The 20611-nt window shown below is 36.6% G+C and carries 12 protein-coding genes; 5 read left to right on the top strand and 7 right to left on the bottom strand.

Features of this window, described 5'->3' with window-relative positions; translation table 11 throughout:
• Positions 1-25: 25 nt before the first annotated feature.
• The 5 genes from MHI04_RS02985 to MHI04_RS02965 form a co-directional block, all read right to left on the bottom strand.
• Positions 26-2527: an S-layer homology domain-containing protein gene (locus MHI04_RS02985; RefSeq protein WP_231745126.1), complete on the bottom strand. Its 2502-nt coding sequence runs from the start codon at positions 2525-2527 to the stop codon at positions 26-28.
• Between the two features lie 60 nt (positions 2528-2587).
• A complete protein-coding gene (locus MHI04_RS02980) occupies positions 2588-4483 on the bottom strand; it encodes a stalk domain-containing protein (RefSeq protein ID WP_342535332.1) in 1896 nt (631 codons plus the stop codon).
• A 685-nt stretch (positions 4484-5168) separates the two neighbouring features.
• Complete coding sequence (locus tag MHI04_RS02975) at positions 5169-6149, bottom strand: hypothetical protein (RefSeq protein ID WP_340809931.1); 981 nt, start codon at positions 6147-6149, stop codon at positions 5169-5171.
• A 615-nt stretch (positions 6150-6764) separates the two neighbouring features.
• Complete coding sequence (locus MHI04_RS02970) at positions 6765-7160, bottom strand: hypothetical protein (protein WP_340809930.1); 396 nt, start codon at positions 7158-7160, stop codon at positions 6765-6767.
• 172 nt (positions 7161-7332) lie between these two features.
• A complete protein-coding gene (locus MHI04_RS02965; RefSeq protein WP_342535331.1) occupies positions 7333-10740 on the bottom strand; it encodes an S-layer homology domain-containing protein in 3408 nt (1135 codons plus the stop codon).
• A gap of 629 nt (positions 10741-11369) precedes the next feature.
• Between MHI04_RS02965 and MHI04_RS02960 the strand changes: the two genes are divergently transcribed.
• The 5 genes from MHI04_RS02960 (at position 11370) to csaB (ending at position 18891) form a co-directional block, all read left to right on the top strand.
• Complete coding sequence (locus tag MHI04_RS02960; protein ID WP_342535330.1) at positions 11370-13220, top strand: S-layer homology domain-containing protein; 1851 nt, start codon at positions 11370-11372, stop codon at positions 13218-13220.
• A 364-nt stretch (positions 13221-13584) separates the two neighbouring features.
• On the top strand, positions 13585-14325 hold the full coding sequence (locus MHI04_RS02955; protein ID WP_342535329.1) for a WecB/TagA/CpsF family glycosyltransferase: 741 nt from the start codon (positions 13585-13587) through the stop codon (positions 14323-14325).
• Entirely contained in the window at positions 14322-15878 is a 1557-nt protein-coding gene (locus MHI04_RS02950; protein WP_036124311.1) for a polysaccharide biosynthesis protein, read from the top strand. Before MHI04_RS02955 ends, MHI04_RS02950 begins: the two co-directional genes overlap by 4 nt.
• 20 nt (positions 15879-15898) lie before the next feature.
• Positions 15899-17812: a DUF5693 family protein gene (locus MHI04_RS02945; protein ID WP_089932974.1), complete on the top strand. Its 1914-nt coding sequence runs from the start codon at positions 15899-15901 to the stop codon at positions 17810-17812.
• Positions 17812-18891, top strand: coding sequence for a polysaccharide pyruvyl transferase CsaB (gene csaB / locus MHI04_RS02940; RefSeq protein WP_036124317.1), 1080 nt, complete (start codon positions 17812-17814; stop codon positions 18889-18891). Before MHI04_RS02945 ends, csaB begins: the two co-directional genes overlap by 1 nt.
• A 40-nt stretch (positions 18892-18931) precedes the next feature.
• Here csaB and MHI04_RS02935 read toward each other — a convergent pair whose 3' ends face one another.
• The gene (locus MHI04_RS02935; protein ID WP_036124319.1) at positions 18932-19762 is read right to left on the bottom strand and encodes a flagellin; all 831 of its coding nucleotides are present in this window, start codon (positions 19760-19762) and stop codon (positions 18932-18934) included.
• Positions 19763-20093: 331 nt separating this feature from the next.
• Positions 20094-20570, bottom strand: a complete 477-nt coding sequence (locus MHI04_RS02930; protein ID WP_036124322.1) for a transcriptional regulator — start codon at positions 20568-20570, stop codon at positions 20094-20096.
• Positions 20571-20611: the final 41 nt, after the last annotated feature.

Genomic DNA, 20611 nt, shown 5'->3' with positions numbered 1-20611 from the left:
AGTAGCTACAGGGGATTCATCAATATTATTTTAATGATAAGCATCTATTTAAGAAGCTTGCAAATTGAGCACGTGTAATTTGTGCATCTGGTCTAAATGTATTGTCTGGGAAACCTCCAGTTAAATTATTCGCCACAAGTGCTTGGATATTGCTATATGCCCAATGTGTTGATTTAACATCTGTGAAGCTTACCTTACTTGTACCTGTTAATTTGTACGCTCTTGTTAAAATCGCAGCCATTTCTGCACGTGAAAGCTGTCCATTTGGATTAAACTTCCCTGCTTCTTGCCCTTTAATAATGCCAGCCTGCTCTACGGCAGCAATGGCACTGTAAGCATAGTGGCCTTTACTCACATCTTTAAAGCTTGAATCCTTCGTCGTTGTTAGATTTAAAGCTCTAGCAATGATTGTCGCTGCCTCTGCACGAGTAATCGATGCTTCTGGCTTAAATGTTCCATTGGCATACCCTTTAATAAGCGATTTATTGTTTAGGCTTTGGATTTCAGAAAATGCCCAATGTCCTTTTGCAACATCTGTATAAATTAATTCCTCATGATTATCTTTATAGACAGCCTGTAATTGATCGAAGTATAGCTGCCCTTTCTTTTGAAGAGACGCTGTTGGTTGAGCAACATATAATCGTTCAAATTTCAATGGCTGCGCTAAATCACTCGGAATATTCGCCGTAACGTACTTCCAGCCATTCCAGTCTAAACCGCCCTGACTTGTGAAATCAATCGTATGCTTAGCGCCAGAACCATCAACAACTACACCTCTTAGCCAATGCTTACCGCCATCACCAAATACCCAAAGACCGATGTTTTTAGGCTGACCTGTCATAGCAATTGGTGTCTTAGCAACCATATAGGCCGCTTTTGTGCCTGTGCCCGCTGTCGTAAAATCATAGTTTAATTGTAAGCTAGCAGTTCCCTGTCTAGCATACTCTTTAGAGTTTGCTAATGAAGCATTGGCTTTTGCCACTTCAGTTGTCCAAGATGACGCATTATCGAAGCTATCTAGTACGATAGGTTTTTCTGCTAAGTCTATTACTTTTACAGGTGTAGACGTACGGATTCCTTCATATTCTGCGATAATTTTCCCTTCACCTTTTTGTGTAGCAGTAAAGGTTGCCCCATCCATTTTCCCGATATTTCCTTCCACAGTCCATTTCATATTGGCTGGGTTGATCGTCATCGGATTCAAGTATTGATCATAGGCACTTGCTACCTGCATATCTACAGACGAACCTTTCATTACTTGACTTACACTACTTAATGTAATCGATTTTGCTTGTCCTGGTGGTGCTGTATTCACAACCTGCAAAATGGCTGATACACGACGCTCACTGCCCTCTGATGGTCTGTTCACTAGGTTAGCGAAATAGCCACCTGGATTACGCACGACCATCGCTGTAGAGCCGCCTCCATCTAAGTTAATAGCCGAAGAAGCGCCCATTGAAATTAAATGAGAAGCTAAATCTGATAAATTAACCCCATTACTGTGACCGCTTATGCGACCATCAATTGTTACAAGAGATACCTTCGTACCAGTGGCATCCACTGCAACTGCTGTACGTGGACTACGTGTTGAAGCAAAGCCAGAATTCGTCGGCATCGAAATATCAACTTTGCCGTTTCGCACTAGCATTGGTCCAGCAGCTAAAATGAATTGAGCATCCATCCATTTTTGATCAATGGATAAGCTTACATCCACATTCGTGCCTGAAGTAATTGTACTTAATTCAGCAGCTAACTCTTTATTTTGAACAGAAATAACAAAGCCATCCGCTGGTACAGATGAGTTACCTTCTGCCCCATAGGCTGTTACATGCGAAACTGTGCCTGAAAACTGATCGCCAAAATGCAAGACATTTGTATCTTGGCTAGCACCTGTCACCACTAATTCTACACCCCATGTATTCGTACCTGTCGTTCTTTTTTCAGGTGTATATAAAACTGTTTTATTCGTTCCTCGTTCACTATTAATGAGATCAATAGGATAGCTTTTGCCATTCACTTGGAACGTTAGATTTGTTGTATAATAATCTGCTATGGCTTTCCCTGATTTTGATAAACCAAACGCAACTGGTTTTTGTGTTGGGCTATCATACGTATCTCCTAAAATACCATAGTTCACTATTTCATTTTTTTCCGCTAACAAGTTCGCGGGCATACCATTACCTAAAAAGTAAGAAGCATTGACAGCTCCCACAACACGATGTCCATCATACGTATTTTGCTTTGCCATCGCTGATGTTGTTTTTAATGAATTAATAGGATTGGGCATACCGATTTCTAATTTTGTATATGTATTATTTAAATTAACATCTAAAACATTTACAAACTCACGAATAGAACCTGAAGTATAGCTTTGCTGTATATGTGTTACCTGTGGTGAAACCTCCGTTTTAACTTCACTGACTTTATTGCCTAAACCAGCTGCTTGTCCATTGATTGGGCTAACTGTTAGTATAAGCACAAATAGGGCTACAATAATTGTTACTAGTTTTCTTGCCAATTTCTTCACTCCGAATATATTCAAAGTATGGCACGATCTCATGTCACATGACCCGTGCCAGTGACTTTTTTATTTTGTTCCTACATAGATAGCTACTGGAAGATTGACACCACCAGCATGCATTAGTTCTAATTCAATTGTTCCTGATGAACCATCAATTGTGTACTCTGGCAGCTCAACATATTCTGTTCCTACTCGTAAAGAAGGCACTAAATATACTTTGCCATTGACCTTAATAGCACCACTATATAAACCACCACGACCAGCTAATTTCATCTTAATCGTTTTTGATGTGCCAGATGAATTCACCACTGGAATCGACACCTTATAGTTCATGCCAAAATGACCTGGATTCCCTACTGCTCCATTGATTTGCGAGAAGGAATTTTCAGCCGTTTGTAAATGATCTGTACGGCCGTTAGAAATGTTATAGCCTACCTCTGGAGAATCTACTGTATAAGCTGGTAGCTCTGCTAGAATTGTAGCACTTGGCCAAGCACCCCTTGGATGTTTAGCATATTCATCAACAGCAACCTGCTCTGATTGAATCGTTCTTAAGTCACTATTATCCTTTGTAAGCACTGTACGAATTGTATACTCTGGCTTTCCACCGTTAGCCGCTTGGATATCTAAATCATGTAAAAAACCAATGATATAGTCGTATTCTAAATCGTATGTTTCAATAACCTTTGTTTCTCCTGGTTCAATCACAGTACCTTTACTTGTTGATCTTTGAAGCTTGTTATTTAAAACAGCATCAGCAATCGTTAAACCAATATCGTGGCCTACCCAGCTGTTCCCAGTTTTTTGGTTAATGCCCTTCGATTCTGTTACCTTAATACTCTCTGTAGTAGATTTATTTTGAACCGTAATCCCAAGCTTCACATCTGTCCCTAATGTGTTATAATGCCAACCAAAGATACGGTGCTTATTCGTTGCTGCTGTTGCATTAACATCGTATTGTGCAAGCGTAGCATTAGATTTAGGAACTAATTTACGTGTTAAAGTTTCTGGGTTGTCACTAATAAATAAATCACGATCTCCCTCTAAACGAGCAGAAGGAACGGCTTCTGGATAAGCTGTTGAGCCAAATGATTTTTCAAGGAAAGAGCTTGTATACATATAATGATAGACATATAAATACATTTCTCGTTTTTCACTTATATAACGCAAGTTTCCGCCTAATGCATTCACTACAAAGGTAATAGGAACGTACATCTTCCCTTTTTGAACAAAAGGAACCTCTTCTAAAGTGACAACTTCATTATTCACTAAAACTTGATTACTGTTATCCTTAAAAACAAAGCTCATGCCAGCTATTTGTAATTCAAAAGAGTTATCTGGTAGCCACATACCTGTTGAATCATCAAGGTATTCATATATATAATTCGCTGGGATGTAGGATCTTGATTGCTTCATCACAATTGGATCTTTCATCACAATGCGATGATTATTAATATGTAAAATATATGGGTTTTCTTGAGGTTGCTCTGGTGTTTCATCAGATAGCGTAATATCGACACTTTGAGTATCGGGGTCCCAATTCACAGTGCCATCAAAGTTTTCACTGACAAAGCGTAATGGCATATAAGTTCGGTCCTTATACATAAACGGTGCGACATCCATCGCCACCTCTTCCCCATCTACTAATGCGTTCATAGAGTCAATCGTTAAATCGACAAGCTTACCATTTCGAGTAGCTGACGCTGTCAATGTATCCTTATTCCACTCCACATTCGCACCAATCGCTTCATATAATGCACGCATCGGTAATAATAAGAAATCCGATTTATTTAAGATAGGGTCATAGACACTAATCGTCTCTCCATTTATCGTAATCGAAACATTGTTTTTTATCTGAATTCCATCTTTACTAATAGCTGTTGCAGCAGATGCTTGTCCAGGCAAAATGGTAGCCAAAGCAACTGCCGATACAATACATGTATTCCTAAGTTTCTTAAACATGCTAATCTCCTTTTTCACATTCCATAGTCTTTAACATCTTAACACGAAAAAACCCTAAAATGTGGGATTTTTATCGAAAAGAGTTGAATTCGGTACTAGAGTGCTAACCCCTCTCCTTCAAAAGCTTCATAGAAAGAAAAGGCTATTTCCAAATCTCCATGAACATTTTCTATCAAACTCATTGCTACTTGATAAATCCTTATGTATAACCCCCATCGTACTGTATTTTAAAGGTAATGAAGTCAGCTTTTTATCAAATTATATGTGCATAATATTTGATAAGTAACTTCATTACTATTAGAACTCCCAGTAAAGTTATATTTTCTTAAGTAGACTCGTTTTATAAAAAAAAGTTACATAACTTTTGGGTAATCACCATAGAAAATGAAGTATGGAGAACAGAGTCTATTAAGGCTATCCAAAAAGAACAATCCACTTTAAATGTAAGTTAAAAATAAAAGTAGCTAATCTATTCCAAAGAAAAATTAACTACTTTTTTTATTTTTTCAATTACCTAAAAACGGAAATTATACATATTTAATACGACGATTATTATATTTTTTTATATGTATTCAGGGTTATCTTCCATAATATGCATTTTGAGGTTTGAAAGAGTCCACTTTTCATCAGATGCTTTTTAAACGCATTAGTGGCTTACTGTACAAATAAAGTTTTTTTATATAAGTTACCTGTTCAACTCATTTATAAATTTTGATCCTAGTAATGTGACAATTGAGTAATCCGTTACGTCACCTTCTATAATTACTCCAAATGTCCTTTTTACATCAATCGGGATATCAACTTTAATTACATTGTTATCTTTTGAGAGTGTATAAGTTTTTAATATTTCACCATCTCCAACAAAACTAATAGTAAATGGTGTTTGGTTTGTGTATGCATAACCATTCATCGTAGGTGAGTAAGATAAAGTCGTTTGGTATCGATCCACCTTATCTATAGAATTCATAGAGAGACCACGAATTACAAAATTAGTATAGAATTTAGAATGAACACCAATCTGTTCCTTATTTTCACCAAAAGCTACCCAAAATACCTCTTTATATTGTTTTTCAGAATTTGCGTCCGGAAATGCATTTCCTTCGTTAACTTCTTTATCCGTAAAAATATGAGTGTTATATCTAATGTTATTTTCATTTTCAAGTATATGTAACTTGAAATCAGTTTGAATAAAAGAATTAGTATGTATTTGTTCAGTCTCATCTGCTGCAAAAGCAATTAAAGCAAATAATAAAGAGAAAACGACCCTTATAGCAAGGATAAATATATTAGCAATACAGTAAACATTTAGTAGTTCGCTTTTATTCCATACAATGTGAAGTGAAAATATGTAAATTAGAATTAATACACTAAAAATAAGTGCTTTAGTAAAATGATTCTCAGAAAGAATATCAAAGAAGATATCAAAAGTAGAAGGTAAAACTAATATTTTCATAATCATAAACTCATACACTGGTTTAAGGGATTCTCCCAAAGTTTCATACAAATTAATCATAAAGTTTGCTACAGCATCTATAATTGTACCTATTATTCCTAAAGCAACTGTTAATACAGCAAAAACACCTAATATACAGCCAATCCCTCTAAAATCCTCGGCGTCGTATATTACCCCACTATTCCCTTTGCTTGTAATAAATATTTTTGGCATATAATCCCTCCTAAGATTATAATATAACATTTTGGGAAATAGGAACAAAGTTATAATTTCATTTGAATAACATTATATATATTCTATTATTATACATACATTGAGATTTCCTACATATCTAAATGAATAGTAAATATTTGGAATATATATAAAAAATTAATATTATTTACTTATAATAACTTCCGTTTAATAAGATTAAAGCGACTATAACACTACTTAGTCTGTACGCCAATTTCACGAGACAAAAGGAGGCTTATTTTGAAGAAATTTTTAGAGAAGAAAGAAACGTTAAATTGCCGTGAAGAGTACCTTCGAGAGGATATAGTAAAAAACTACGACCTAGAACTTATAGCATTTAGAAAACAATGTCTATCATGCTACAAACAAGCTCCGCGGTTATTTGCAATTAGATCACGTCTATTGCGATTATCTACATCTCCTACCACTATCTATCCATACTACAACCATATAGTATCCTAGAAATCTTCCCCAAAACACTTTGACAAATACAAAGTAATTATTGTAAAGAACCTAAAAATACAAATTTATGGAATATATTCAAAAATTAAGATTGAAAAATTTACAAATAATTTAATTTACTCGTAGATTTATTACTTATTTTGAAAGGTAAACTTTGCTGCTTATTGTTAGTTTAGAAGCCGAGATTAGAACTTCTTTACTTGCAGCAAAATAAGGGGCTAGAATTTTATAAAATGTTCCCCATTTTTCAGTAGCCTTTTCAATATCATTTTCGTTATCAAAAGCCACGGCTTCTTCATAGAACTGTTTTAATTGCTTTTTATCAGCTCCACTAACTTCGAATTCATAATCAGACATGAATTCTTCAAATGTGATTGGCTTAAAGAATTGACTAAAAGTATCATGGAATTGATCCCATAACTTTTCAGACAGCTCCATATTCTCATCATTTTCTGCTTTTTGAGCATCTTCATATAAAGTTTTTAACTTTTCTATAGTTTCAGTAGGAATGTCTAACTCGATACCTTCCATATATTCTTCAAAAATTTATGGTGGATATAGTTCATCAACATATGGTTGAAGGATTCTATAAAACTCATCATATAATAATGAATTTTAGAAATAGAAAAAGGTTCTGTAGAGAGTAACTCTCTACAAAACCTTTCTATTAAGAAATGCTAGTCACATTCCTTTATTAAAATTATTACTTGAAATCAATTACTAAATCGTTTGCAGGAATATTTCCTGTAGCTTTATCTTTAAGATTAGCTTTAGAAATAGTAATTGTTCCGTCTGTATTGAAAGTTGCAATAGTAGCACCTGCAAAATTAGCTTCAGCTGTTACAGTAATAACTGTTTTTCCTGTAGCATCCGTAGAATCAGCTACAGTAAATCCGTCAGCTGCTGCAGGTGTAGCTTCTGGTGCGAATACAGCTGCAAAATCACCTGTAAGACCGGCAATAACAGAAGGATCGACTTCAGAAGTGAACGTAAATACTAAATTCTCACCAGCTTCAATCTTAGCAGCATCTCCAGCTGTTTTATAGTTACCAGTTACTGTTGCTGTAATACTATTACCAAAATCAAGTTTGTTATTCGATTCACGAGTTGATTCAGCAGCAATGAAGTTTTTAGCAGCAGACGTATCAGAAATATATTTAGCATTTTCTTTTACATCAACTAAGTAAACAGAACCACCTACTGTAGTATCTACTGCTTTAATTGTAATTAAAACACCTTTGCCATCACCAGAAATTTGTGCAGTATAATCAGAACCTGCAGTTAGTTCTTTTCTATCAGCATAACGTACAACTTTAAAATCATTTGCAGCTAGCTCAGGAGTAGCCCCATTTAGTGTAACTGTCTCAGTGAATGGAACAAGTATTGTTTTATTCACTTGATCTGTAACATAATTAGCTTCTCCATCTACTTCAGGAGCAACTTTATCTAATAGATTTGTAGTTGCTTTGATTACATCAGTACCAGTAAATGAATCACCAGCTAAAGTAACTAATTTAGCAAAATTAACATCTAATTCGAAATTAGAAGCGTCAGCATTAATTTCTTTATCAAATTTCACTTTAACAGTTGAAGAACCATTTGCTTCAATTGAAGAAATTGTATTTGTGCTACCTGCTGCTAAAGTAATTCCGCCAGCTTTTACATCTTCGATTCCAGCATTAAATTTGATTTCAACAGTTTTTCTGTCAACTAATGCTGCAGAGTATTTCGTACTACCAATTGTTTTATATTCACCAAGTGCTAAACTTGAATTATCTTTAGTGAAATCAATATGGTTACCATTTTTATTATCAGTAAATTCTTTTAATACATTACCTGCAACGTCTTTAACTGAAAGAACTCGTAATTGTTTGATAATTGCTTTACCTGCGATTGAAGTGTTCCCGAATTCAACAGTTTCATTAGCAATTTTTTCAGAGAATGTAATAGCAACAGTAGTTCCATCATGTAATACATCGATATTAGCAATATCGCTGTTTAATGAACGTAATTGTCCATTAATATCTACAAGATAGTTAGAGTAGTTAGATAATGTTTCAACATCCATTTTTTCAGAGAATTTAATAACTACTCGTCTTTCAGAAGTGTTCCATGATTTTGAATCAATTGTAGGAGCTACTCTGTCAGCATTTTCAATAACTTCTTTATAATCTAACATTGTATTCTCTAATTTTGTATTATCTTTTACATTCTTAACTTCTAATGTGTTTTTACCATCTGATAACTCTTTATATAGCTTTACTGTTACAGATTTTTTATCATTAGATAATACTGCTTCTTTAACAGAAATTACTTTTCCGTCTTTATCAAGAACAGTATAGTTGTTTTTGTTTCCAGCTGAAGAACCTAATGTTTTCGAGAAAGTCACAACTAAAGTTGTCGAATCTTTAACTTCTACTTTCTTAACTTCTGGACGAGTTTGATCAACTTGTGGAGAAACAACTACTTTTGTATCCGCAGCAATTGTATTACCAGAGTAATCTTTTACTCCTTCAACATAAACTGTTACAGATCCAGTTGGAAGAGTGTTTACTCCTTCAAAAGTATATTTATATTTATTGCCTTCAACACGCTCTACAGATTTAGCAGCTTTTTTATCAGAACCTGATTTCCAGAATACTTTAGAAGCTGAAACAGAGTCTGGATCAACATCTTCTGAGAATGTTAAAGTAAGTGTTTCAAGAGTAGCACTTGATTCAGTTACTGTTGGAGCATCTTTATCTTCCACTACAGTAAATTCAGTTGTAGATGTAAGAGAAGTGAATCCTGCAAAGTCTTTAATTTGAGAAACTTGTAATGAATGAGTACCAACTGCTAATGCTGATGTGCTGTAAGGAGTTAATACAACCTCATTTCCAGTAACAGTAACTTTACCGTAGAAAGCTTTACCGTCTAAAGTGAAGTTTCCTTGTTTTACATCATCAACTGGTTCTGAGAATACAACTTTAAGAGCTTTTGTTCCTAAAGATTTTACTTCTTTAACAGTTGGAATTTCGTTATCAACTGCTTTGAATTCTACATTTTTAGCTGTAATAGTTAAAGTTCCAGCTTTTACATTAGAAACGCTAACTGCATCAACTTTATTGTTGTTTAGTCTATCTTCTAATGTAAGTACAACTGTTTTCTCATCGTCTAAAAGTTTAACTGATTTAATTACTTTACCTGATTTTAAAGAGTAGTTTGCTTTTTCAGTTGCTGTTTCTTTATCAACTTTACCATCAAATTCAACTACTACTTCTTTAAGGTTAGTTGCAGATACAGATTTAACTGCAGTAGCTGTAGTTACAACATAAGTAACTTTAGCTGTGTACTCAACGTCTTTGATTTTGAAAGTAACTTCTGTTTCTTTGTTAGGCTCTAGAGCTTTTTCTAAAGTAACAGTTTCTTTAGTACCATCAGTTAAAGTAACGTTTAAAGTTTTAGCGTCAACTACTTCGATTTTGTCAACTTTTGGAGTTGCATCTACAGTATCAAGTGTACGTGAGAATACAACTGCGAAGTCTTGGCGAGTAATTGCAGCATTTGGGTTTAAGTTTGTTTTACCGTTTGCTTCAGAACCTTTGATAACGCCGTTTGCTACTGCGATTTCAAGGTAAGATTTAGCCCATGGTTTAACAGTTGAAGAGTCAGCGAATTGACCTAGATCTGCTTCACCTTCTAATTCGAAAGCTTCAACAAGAATTTTAGCTGCTTCTGAACGAGTTAATTGTTTGTTAGGAGCAAATTCAGTTGCGCTTACACCTTCAAAGATTCCGTATTCTACAGTTGCAGCGATTGCATCGTAGTACCAAGCGTCAGCTTTTACGTCTTTGAAGTCTACAGAACCTTCAGCTTCTAATTCTAGAGCATTTGCGAAGATTGTTGCAGCTTGTGCACGAGTGATTGTGCTAGTTGGGTTGAAGTTGCCGTTAGCATCTCCTTGAATTACACCACTGTCAACTAAAGCTTGAACTGCCTCTTTAGCGTACCCTGAAACTTTATCGAAATCATTTAATTGTGCTGCAGATGCTACAGGAACGATTGCTGATGCAACTAATGCAGCTGTTGCAGATGCCGCGAAAAACTTACGGCCTTTGTTTTGCTTTGCCATTATTTGTATTCCTCCCTAATATTCCTAAAAATTGATATTATTCCAATGAAAACTATAGTACCACCATAATTAGTTGCCTAAATTTATGTATTATAGCTTTCCTGAATAATTCAAAACTAAAGCAAATTTTCTTAGTAAAGTTACTAGAAAAAGAGTAGTAGAATACCATTCTAGTAAGCTTATTCACTTTCTACAATAATATAACACTCTTTTTTCCATAATTCAAGCACTGGGACATAAATTTAGTTATAGAAGATTTTTTTACCATACCTAGTGTGGTATTTTATAGCAGTAGGAAATCTCCCATCTATTTATCCCCTTATTTGGATTGGTAACATATAGTTCCGTTACCTATTATACCTGACTCTCCTTAATAACCAAGTGTTTTCTAGAATGGTTACTAAATTGTCAAAAATTAAAGACTCCCGTAATAATTTAGTAATATTTGTAAAGCTACAGTAATACTGTTTGTACTTTTCTGTAAAATCCAGACTTTTCAAGAGTTTCTACTATATTAATGAAAAGCAGTCTCTATCTGTCCTCATGTTGTAATGATAGATTGGCTATTTTTATGCTACACTTTTGATAGTTTGATAGAACATCATCAGCTATTGAAGGGAGCTTAAAAAATGAAACGTAAATTTCCTCTTTACGGGGCAGTGCTTGCTGGAATGTTATATCTGGCGCCTACTTCCGCTTCAGCAGAAGATCTTTCGAAGCACTGGGCCTACCATGAAATGAACTATCTTATTACCAACGATTTAATGAAAGGTGATGAATTCGGCAATTATCGTCCGAATGATGCTGTTACTCGTGCTGAGTTTGCTGCATTTCTAGTTAGAACACTTAATCTACCAGCTGCTTCTAGTAATGCAACCTTCTCAGATGTTAAGAAGGGCGACTGGTATTATGGGGTCATCGAACAGGCAAGCTATCACGGACTGATTAAAGGTGATGAACAAGGTAAGTTTAACCCGAATGATCATATTAACCGTCAGGAAATGGCGGCTATGTTAAAAAGGGCTCTCCATTATCAAAACATCAACACAACTTCCTCCCCTATTACGTTTAGTGATAATGCTCGTATTGCCAAATGGGCCTATGCAGATGTACAAGCTGTCGTCACGACAGGACTACTTGTCGGGAAGCCTAATAATCAATTTGCACCTCTTGCCCAAACAACTCGTGCCGAGGCAGCTACTGTGCTCTATCGTTTAATCCATTTGGAAACACCTGAAACAGGTGGTAAGCAATACACTACGACGAACTACTCACACGATTACTCAACGGTGGTACGTAATCAGGCGAAGAATAATCCAAAGGTCGATGGTGCAGGCATTTTCACGGCTAGCGAGGCACTAGTGTCATACTATGTGCACCCAAAAAGCTTTATGCAGGATAGCCCATCTTATTATCAATTTTTAAAATTATCTACTGTGGTGAATAACCTTAGTGCAAAGGAACTGAATGATAAGGTACTTGCGAATAAAGGAAGCTTAGCGAATACAGCTGATGCCTTTATAAAGGCGGGTGTCGATAACAATGTCAATGCCATTTATTTGGTGTCCCATGCCTTACATGAAACAGCCAATGGTGGCTCTTCACTCATTAAAGGTATCGAGGTTGGTTTAGATACTAATGGTAAACCGATGATGGTGACCGCAGAAAATCGTGAAAAATTAACAGCGATTAAGAAAACTTACAATGCTTATGGTATTGGTGCTATTGATGCAGATGCTAATAAGTATGGTGCTGAGCGTGCCTATGCAAATGGTTGGTTTACTGTTGAGGATGCTATTATTGGTGGTGCTCAATTTGTAAAGGATCAGTATATTAGCAAGGGGCAAGACACATTGTATAAAATGCGTTGGAATCCTGAAAATCCAACCGTTCACCAATATGCTACGCATGTGATGTGGGCAGTCATTCAGGCGAAAAAGATTTATGACATCTACGAATTAATTGGTGCTCATACAACAACTAATTTGGTGTTTGATGTACCTGCTTATCAAAGTCAGTCTTCCGCGCCATCATTACCAAGCCCAACGAAGCAATATGCGTTGGATTTAGGTTTAGCTGGAGCAACAGGCAAGGCTACGATTAATCTCAATATGAGAACATACCCGACTACAACTGATAATGCTTCAATCATTACGAATTTACCAAAGGATACATCCTTTAAAGTCCTTGGCGAAAATGGTGGCTGGTTCAAAGTAAGTGTTAATGGACAAGAAGGCTGGGTATTTGATGATTATGTCATGCTTGAAAATGGTCTACAGATTGTTAACATGAATATCACCCTCAATGTCAGAAGTGAACCTTCCACTACAAGCGCTATTTTAGGAACAGTGAAACCGAATGGCTTTATTATTGGTGAAGTCGATGACAAAGGTGAGTTCATAAAAAATGGTGCTTGGTATCAGGTAATCTACAACGGCAAAACAGGCTGGGTGCATGGTGATTATATTGTAAAAAAATGATTCGATTGCGATTATCTAAAAAAGAGTGCGACATTGCTGCGCACTCTTTTTATTGTTCATTTTTGTCCTACTATTTGATCGCTATATAATAGAAGAAACTCAAAATTATATGTTAGGATTATGAAAAAATTCTCCTAGAATTTAGTACAATTTTATGCTTATTCAGCTGTTTCATCGATCATGCTAAGTAATAGGCGTTACTCGACTATGACTATCGACATCCCTTTCCGCTTTCATTCCCTTGTCTGAGATATACCCTCTTCCATAACGACTAAACCCCTATACGAAAACTTCCTGTCAATATTGCTTTTATGGTATGATAGATTGCAGTGAAAAAGGAATTACAGAAAGGTTTGAACACTATATGAGGCATGTAACAATTATGGGCGTACCCTTTTTACATATTAATCAGCAAGGGTTTGTTGATTTACTCGTTCATCGTATTGAACAGCAAGAAAAGACTTTCGTTGTAACAGCCAATCCAGAAGTTGTTATGCAGGCAAATGAAAATGCCACTGTAATGAATTATTTACAGCAGGCGACCTACATTTGTGCGGATGGCATTGGTGTCGTTAAAGCTGCACAAATCCTTGGTGAATCACTGCCAGAACGTGTAACAGGCTATGATACGATGGTACAGCTGCTGGAAGTAGGTCAGCAGAAGCATTTTAAAATTTATTTATTAGGTGCACAAAAAGAAACAATCGAAAAGACGGTTGCGAATATTCATAAAAACTACCCGAATGTTGATGTCGTTGGTTATCATGATGGTTACTTCGACTGGAATAATAATGATTTTGCAAATGAAATCGCGACATTACAGCCTGATCTCGTGTTTGTAGCATTAGGTGTTCCAAGACAGGAAAAATGGATTACAGAAAATCTGGATAAGTTTTCAAAGGGTGTATTTATCGGTGTAGGTGGTTCCTTCGATGTGATCGCTGGCACTGTAAAGCGTGCACCAGTCATTTGGCAAAAGTTAAACTTGGAGTGGCTCTACCGAGTGCTGCGTCAGCCAAGTCGTTTTGGCAGAATGCTCGTTCTCCCTCGCTTTGCTTTAAAGGTTTTTGCATTAAAGCTTAAAGGTCAGGGCAAAACAAAATGAGTCAGTCAACCTTTGTCAAAAGTACGCTTATCTTAACAATTGCAACATTACTTTCTAAAGTAATCGGTAGTATTTTCCGTATACCTCTGCAAAATATTGCTGGTGATGAAGTACTCGGTATCTTTAGTCTTGTTTATCCTGTCTATATGGTGGCACTGTATTTATCCGTTGCTGGTATCCCTATCGCTATTTCTAAGCTGATTGCGGAAGCTAGGACGAGTATGGATACTGCCAAAATTAAGAAAATTTATGTGACTGCAAGAATCCTTGCATTATCCTTTGGCGTCATTAGTTTTACAATCATTTACGGCTTTTCAGAGCAGATAGCGAATGCACTTGGTGGCCCTTCAACGGAGATTGCATTAATCATTGTAGCCCTAACACTACTCGTTGCTCCCTATATGGCTGTCTATCGAGGATTTTTCCAAGGCTTTGGGGATATGCGACCTACTGCCATCTCACAAGTGATTGAGCAATTAGTACGTGTCGCTTTAATTTTAATTGTTGCGTATTTCTTAGTTGCGATGGATTATTCCAATGATATCGTAGCTGGTGGTATTATGGCAGGTTCTGTATTAGGTGCACTTGGATCACTTTTCTATTTACTCTTTAAATATTTCCGTTCTTCGGTAAAAGTGACGAGCAAGGAGAAATATTCTAGTAAGGATTTTTCCACATACAGTAAAACCATTTTAAAAATCTCCATACCCATTGCAATTGGTTCTGTAACAATGGCACTTTTTAATTTCGTTGACTCCTTCACGGTCACATATGGCTTAAGAAATGCTGGAGCAGATGCAAGTGAGATTAGCTTCCTTTACGGGATTTATGGTCGAGGACTGACATTAGTTCAAATCACAACGGTTTTCGCTTCTTCAATTATCTTACCACTTGTGCCGCTGATTACAACGAAGCTAGCAGAACGTAAATTGAATGAAACACGCAGTATTATTGAACGAACACATCGTATGACACATCTTATTTCTTGGCCAGCTGCTATCGGGCTGCTAGCCTTAACCTTGCCTTTAAATCTAGCTCTTTTCAAAGACTTAGAGGGAAGCTTAATGTTAGCCATCATTAACCTTAGCTCCGTCTTTACATCCCTGACACTACTTGGAACAGGTATTTTACAGGGCATGAATGCTGCCAAAACAGGAGCCATCATTATTTTGAGTGGAGTTGTCCTTAAGGTGTTTGCGAACATCTTCTTTATTCAAGAATTCGGTTTAGATGGTGCTGCATATGCAACGTTGTTGGTGTACTTAGTGTTATTTATTGTGAATTCTGTCTTTATTTATCGTATGATTCGCTTCACTGTTCTTGGAAAAGATACGGTAAAAATGATTGTGTCTTCCATTGTAATGGGGGCAGCCGTTGGTTTACCAACGCTTTGGCTTGATTTTACACATTGGTCTCGAATGTTGGCGATGGGTTATCTAACTGTTGCAATCATAGTGGGAGGAGCTCTTTATTTCCTTCTTCTATGGGTGATGAAAGCAATCCATAAACAAGATTTAAAGAAAATCCCTGTTATCGGAAAAAGATTTTCATAATTAAGAGAGGTAGGACACTTATGTCGAAACAGAAATGGCTTTGGGGAATCATTGTTCTTTTACTCATCGTTTCCTCCACAGGTATGATGATGAGGTGGAATGCAGAGCAATCGAATAATGCTTATGAAATTGTCATTCCCTATCATGAAATACAAACCGCAGAAAAAAATAGCGATTTAACAATGGATGAAATTCTTTCCTCCTTAAAGGATGCTGGACTGAATACGGTAAGTCTAGAGCCTTTAACATTAAAGGAAATGGAAAAACAAAACTTAATTACGGTTTATAAAGAAAGCGAATTAGCAGCGCAATTATTATTTACACCTTATAAAGATGCTATTGATATCACTAAGGGTGGCTATTATATTCGAGTGCCTGAAAATGAAAGCTATCAGAAGCTTATCATGGAAAGCATGGAACCAGAGGAAGTACAAATAGGAGAAGAAGCTTTTTATTTCCTCCCTGCTTCTAACCACAATTTTGATTTAAAAACACCAATTGGCTACGATCAGCCTGCGATTGATATGATTAGTAAGCATGAACTAGCCCACATCTTTAAAGTGGAAAATGCAGATAATGAAGTAGCTAATGAAAAAATAGTAAATCAATTACTAGCGTTAAAAGATGCTTCTGCTGGTCGTTTGCTTGGCCAAGGCGATGAAGCCATTGGATTTGGACAAGAAGATGGCAATCAATTAGTTGAAAAATTAAGTGATGCTGGCTATTACTTCTACACAATTGAAAGCAACCCGCTCAAAGGCGAAAGTAAAATCGCTCAAATGACGGATTATCATATGATTCGTTTGCATAGTATCAATGTCAACAGAGAAACAAAATTAAAGTTAAATGCAAGTATTGACCGTACAACACGAGCTGTCAAAGAGCGTAATATTCGCTCCATCTTCTATCATATTAAAACAACAGGCAATGCCAAAGATAATATAGAAGACACGATTGAATACTTAAATGGTGTTCATGAGACAATGCCCGATCATTTCCAACCAGGTGAACCAAAGCTATTTGATAAAGTTGCCGTTCCAGCATGGGTCACAGCAACCGTATTATTAGCAGGTATTTTATTTATCTTTATCGTTTCAGAGTTAGTAAAATGGGTGCCTCTTCGTATAGCGGCAGCTGGCTTTATGGCGTTACTAGCTATTGCGTACTTTATTCTAAAAAGTACTCTATTCTTACAAGCATTTGCACTAATTATTGCAGTCCTTGCACCAACCTATGCAGTCATCAAATCAGCGCAAGGCTCTACGAAAATGTCTAAAATCTTGGTGCAATATGTGAAGGCCGTAGCCATTAGCCTTATTGGGATTATCATTGTCATTGGCTTATTAAATGGTAATGCCTTTATGACAGGATTTGCCGTATTTAAAGGGGTTAAGCTTGTTTATCTCATTCCAATTATGGGTGTATTATTATTTACTGTAATTGAGATCAACCGACTAGCTGAGCAAAACATCAAAAAATCTTTATCGAATACCGTCACATTGTTAAACAAAGAACTAAAATATTGGCATGTGCTATTACTAGTGGTTGTCGCAGGTATCGGTTTATTTTACATTAGCCGTACAGGTAACTCTGGCTCTGTCAGTGATATGGAATTAGCCTTTAGACAATGGCTCGAAAATACATTGTATGTTCGACCAAGGACGAAGGAATTTTTAATTGGTTTCCCATTCTTTATTTTAGCGTTATATGTAATGGGGATTAATCGCAAATGGGGTAGTATCCTACTTGTACCAGGTGTTATCGGATTCCTATCCATCGTCAATACATTTACCCACCTACACATTCCAGTAGCTGTTTCTGTCTTGCGTACACTATACAGCGTATCTCTTGGCCTTGTAGTAGGATTAGTGTTTATCCTCATCTTCAAAATTGGTTATCGTTGGGTTTCTAAGGCAATCGCGAGGTGGTCATAATGCACGTTGTTTTATCTGGCTATTATGGATTTGATAATGTTGGCGATGATGCCATCCTGCTGTCCATTATCCACTCTCTAAAAAAGTGGCAGCATGATATAGAAATCACGGTATTATCCAATAATCCAGCAGCTACTGAGCAAACATACGGTGTCAAAGCCGTGAATCGTTGGAAAATGAAAGAAATACGCCAATTGCTTAAAAGGGCAGATGGACTTATCAGCGGTGGCGGTAGCCTTATGCAGGATCAAACAGGAATGAAAACCATTCCTTACTATGCGGGCGTTATCCAAATAGCAAAATGGTTGAAAAAACCAGTATTTGTTTACGCCCAAGGCATGGGCCCGATTAATCACTCTCTAAGTAAATTCATTGTTCGCTCTGTCTTTAATAAGGTAGAGCAAATTACAGTCCGAGATAAAGCCTCTCAAGCTCTTCTAACAGAGATTGGTGTACGAAAAGAGGCTAAGCTTGTGCCAGACCCCGTTATGGGACTTAACGGTAGTGACTTTCATAGTGAATGGCTCGAAAGTGTCACATTATCAGCAGATAGCTATATCTCTGTAAGTGTGCGTGACTGGCCATCCGCCATAGCGTACAAAGAAAAAATTGCGCATAGCCTAGACGAATTAGTACGTCAAGGTGAGCAAATTGTCTTCTTACCTATGCATGGTGAGCATGATTTAAAAACATCACAGGAAGTAGCTGCACTAATGAAGGAGAAAAGTTTGATTGCGCCAGCCGATTTATCCATAGAGGAGAAAATCGCAGTAATTGGACAATCTCAATTATTAATTGGGATGCGACTACATTCTCTCATTTTTTCTGCAATCTATGCGACTCCTTTTATCGCCATCTCGTACGATCCAAAAATCGATGCGTTTGCTGACATTGTCAGTCAACCAGTTATTGGTCATGTCGAAGCAGATGATTGGAACGGTGTGACATTGTTTGAACAAGCCGTCACAATCCTTGAATCATTTACGACGGTTCAAGAAAATATGCGTCAGGCTATCATACCCTTACAAAATGAAGCAACAGCAACGGCGAAATTAGCCATTGAGGTTTTTTCACAATAAACATGAAAAAATGATGAATTTCAATTAATATTGAAATTCATCATTTTTTTCCGATTTCTAATAATTTTAAAACAGACTGTGCTTGCTGCATATGCATAGCTAAGACATATTGACTGGCCTGCATCAAAATTTGAGCCTTCACCATATTCATCATCTCTTTAGCGATATCTGCATCTCGAATACGAGACTCTGCCGCTTGTAAATTTTCTGCGGTGTTAACATTAGCATTATAAGCATGTTCCAAACGGTTTTGGTACGCTCCTAGACGAGAACGCTCATTAGATACACGTTTTAAAGCCTCATCCATTGAAGAGATGGCTTTATCTGCATCCTCTCGAGTAGCAATGGACACATCCTTCAAACCAAGTGCTTCAGAGCCCATACCATTGATAAATAATTCTATATGCTGCCCTGCATTGGCCCCTGCTTGAATTTTAATGCTATTTGTCTCATGATCTCCATTGAGTAATGTCTTCGTATTAAATTCTGTATCCGTAGAGAGGCGCTGAATTTCCTTCTTTAATTCTTGGAACTCCAGCTCTAATTTTTCACGATCATCATCGGTTAATGTGTCATTGGCTGCCTCCACTGCTAATTCACGCATGCGCTGAATCATCGCATGTGTCTCATTCAGTGCCCCCTCTGCTGTCTGCACGAGAGAAATGCCGTCCTGTATATTTTTAGCCGCCATATTCAATCCCCGAATTTGAGAACGCATTTTTTCAGAAATCGCCAATCCAGCTGGATCATCCGCTGCACTATTGATTCGATACCCCGACGAAATGCGTAGCATAGCTTTACTCATCGCACTTTGATGCCGATTCATATTATTCAGGATCGACATCCCCGTAGCTGACCACTTACCAAGCATGCTTTCACCACCTTCTTAATATGTATATCGGCCTATTCTCTATTCTATTAATCACCATTATGGGAATCATTGCTAATTTTTTATGTATTATTAACAATTTATAGGCACATGACTCCTTTTAGCTTAATAGTGTCCAGATTTTTTAGTGAACCTATAGTCATTACGAGCGATGATGATTAGCTGACTTGCAAGTCGCTCATTCAGCTTTGTGGCAATATGACAGTAGCTTGTGTTGGAATACAATTCTTCTCCTTCTGGAGGTACATGCCAAATTTTAGTAAAAGCACCTGCTTATCATTTCTGAAAAGTAGGTGCTTACTGGGCATTCCATCTATTCAATTGTTAAACCTCCAAGTTGATGGCTCTTTTGCTGTAGCAGTTCGAAAAAGAGTTCTTTATCGTTCTCCAATAATGTTTGATCAATTAAATAATCAAAATTTTTCTCCTCTAGTTCTGCGATAAGCTGATCGATTTCGCCAACCGTCACAGATGAAACAAGTGGAATTTGTTTCTTCGGTGTTGCGCTTTCAAGTATTGGTGCTAGATGCTCATGAACATTCGTAATAAGCAGTAGTTGATAAAGTGGTAATCTGATAAAACGATTTCCTTTTTGGAAAACAAAAACCTCAGATAAATTTTCAATTTGCTGTGTCTTCATGTTGATAATCATCTCTTTACCTTCTATAGGAATGAAATGGAAAATCTCATTCTCTTTTAAAATAGAGAAATATTGATAAGCAAATACGAGACGTAATTTGTCTCCAGTAACTTTTGTGTAAAACGGCTTCATGTATTGAACTTGCATCATCCTTCATCCCTCCTTAGTTATCTGATTATTCAGATTTTAAC

The sequence above is a fragment of the Lysinibacillus sp. FSL K6-1151 genome (genome assembly GCF_038630755.1).
GTDB lineage: Bacteria > Bacillota > Bacilli > Bacillales_A > Planococcaceae > Lysinibacillus > Lysinibacillus fusiformis_D.
The sequence above is the reverse complement of the archived record's forward strand: the minus strand, read 5'-3'. Positions and strand labels throughout refer to the sequence as shown.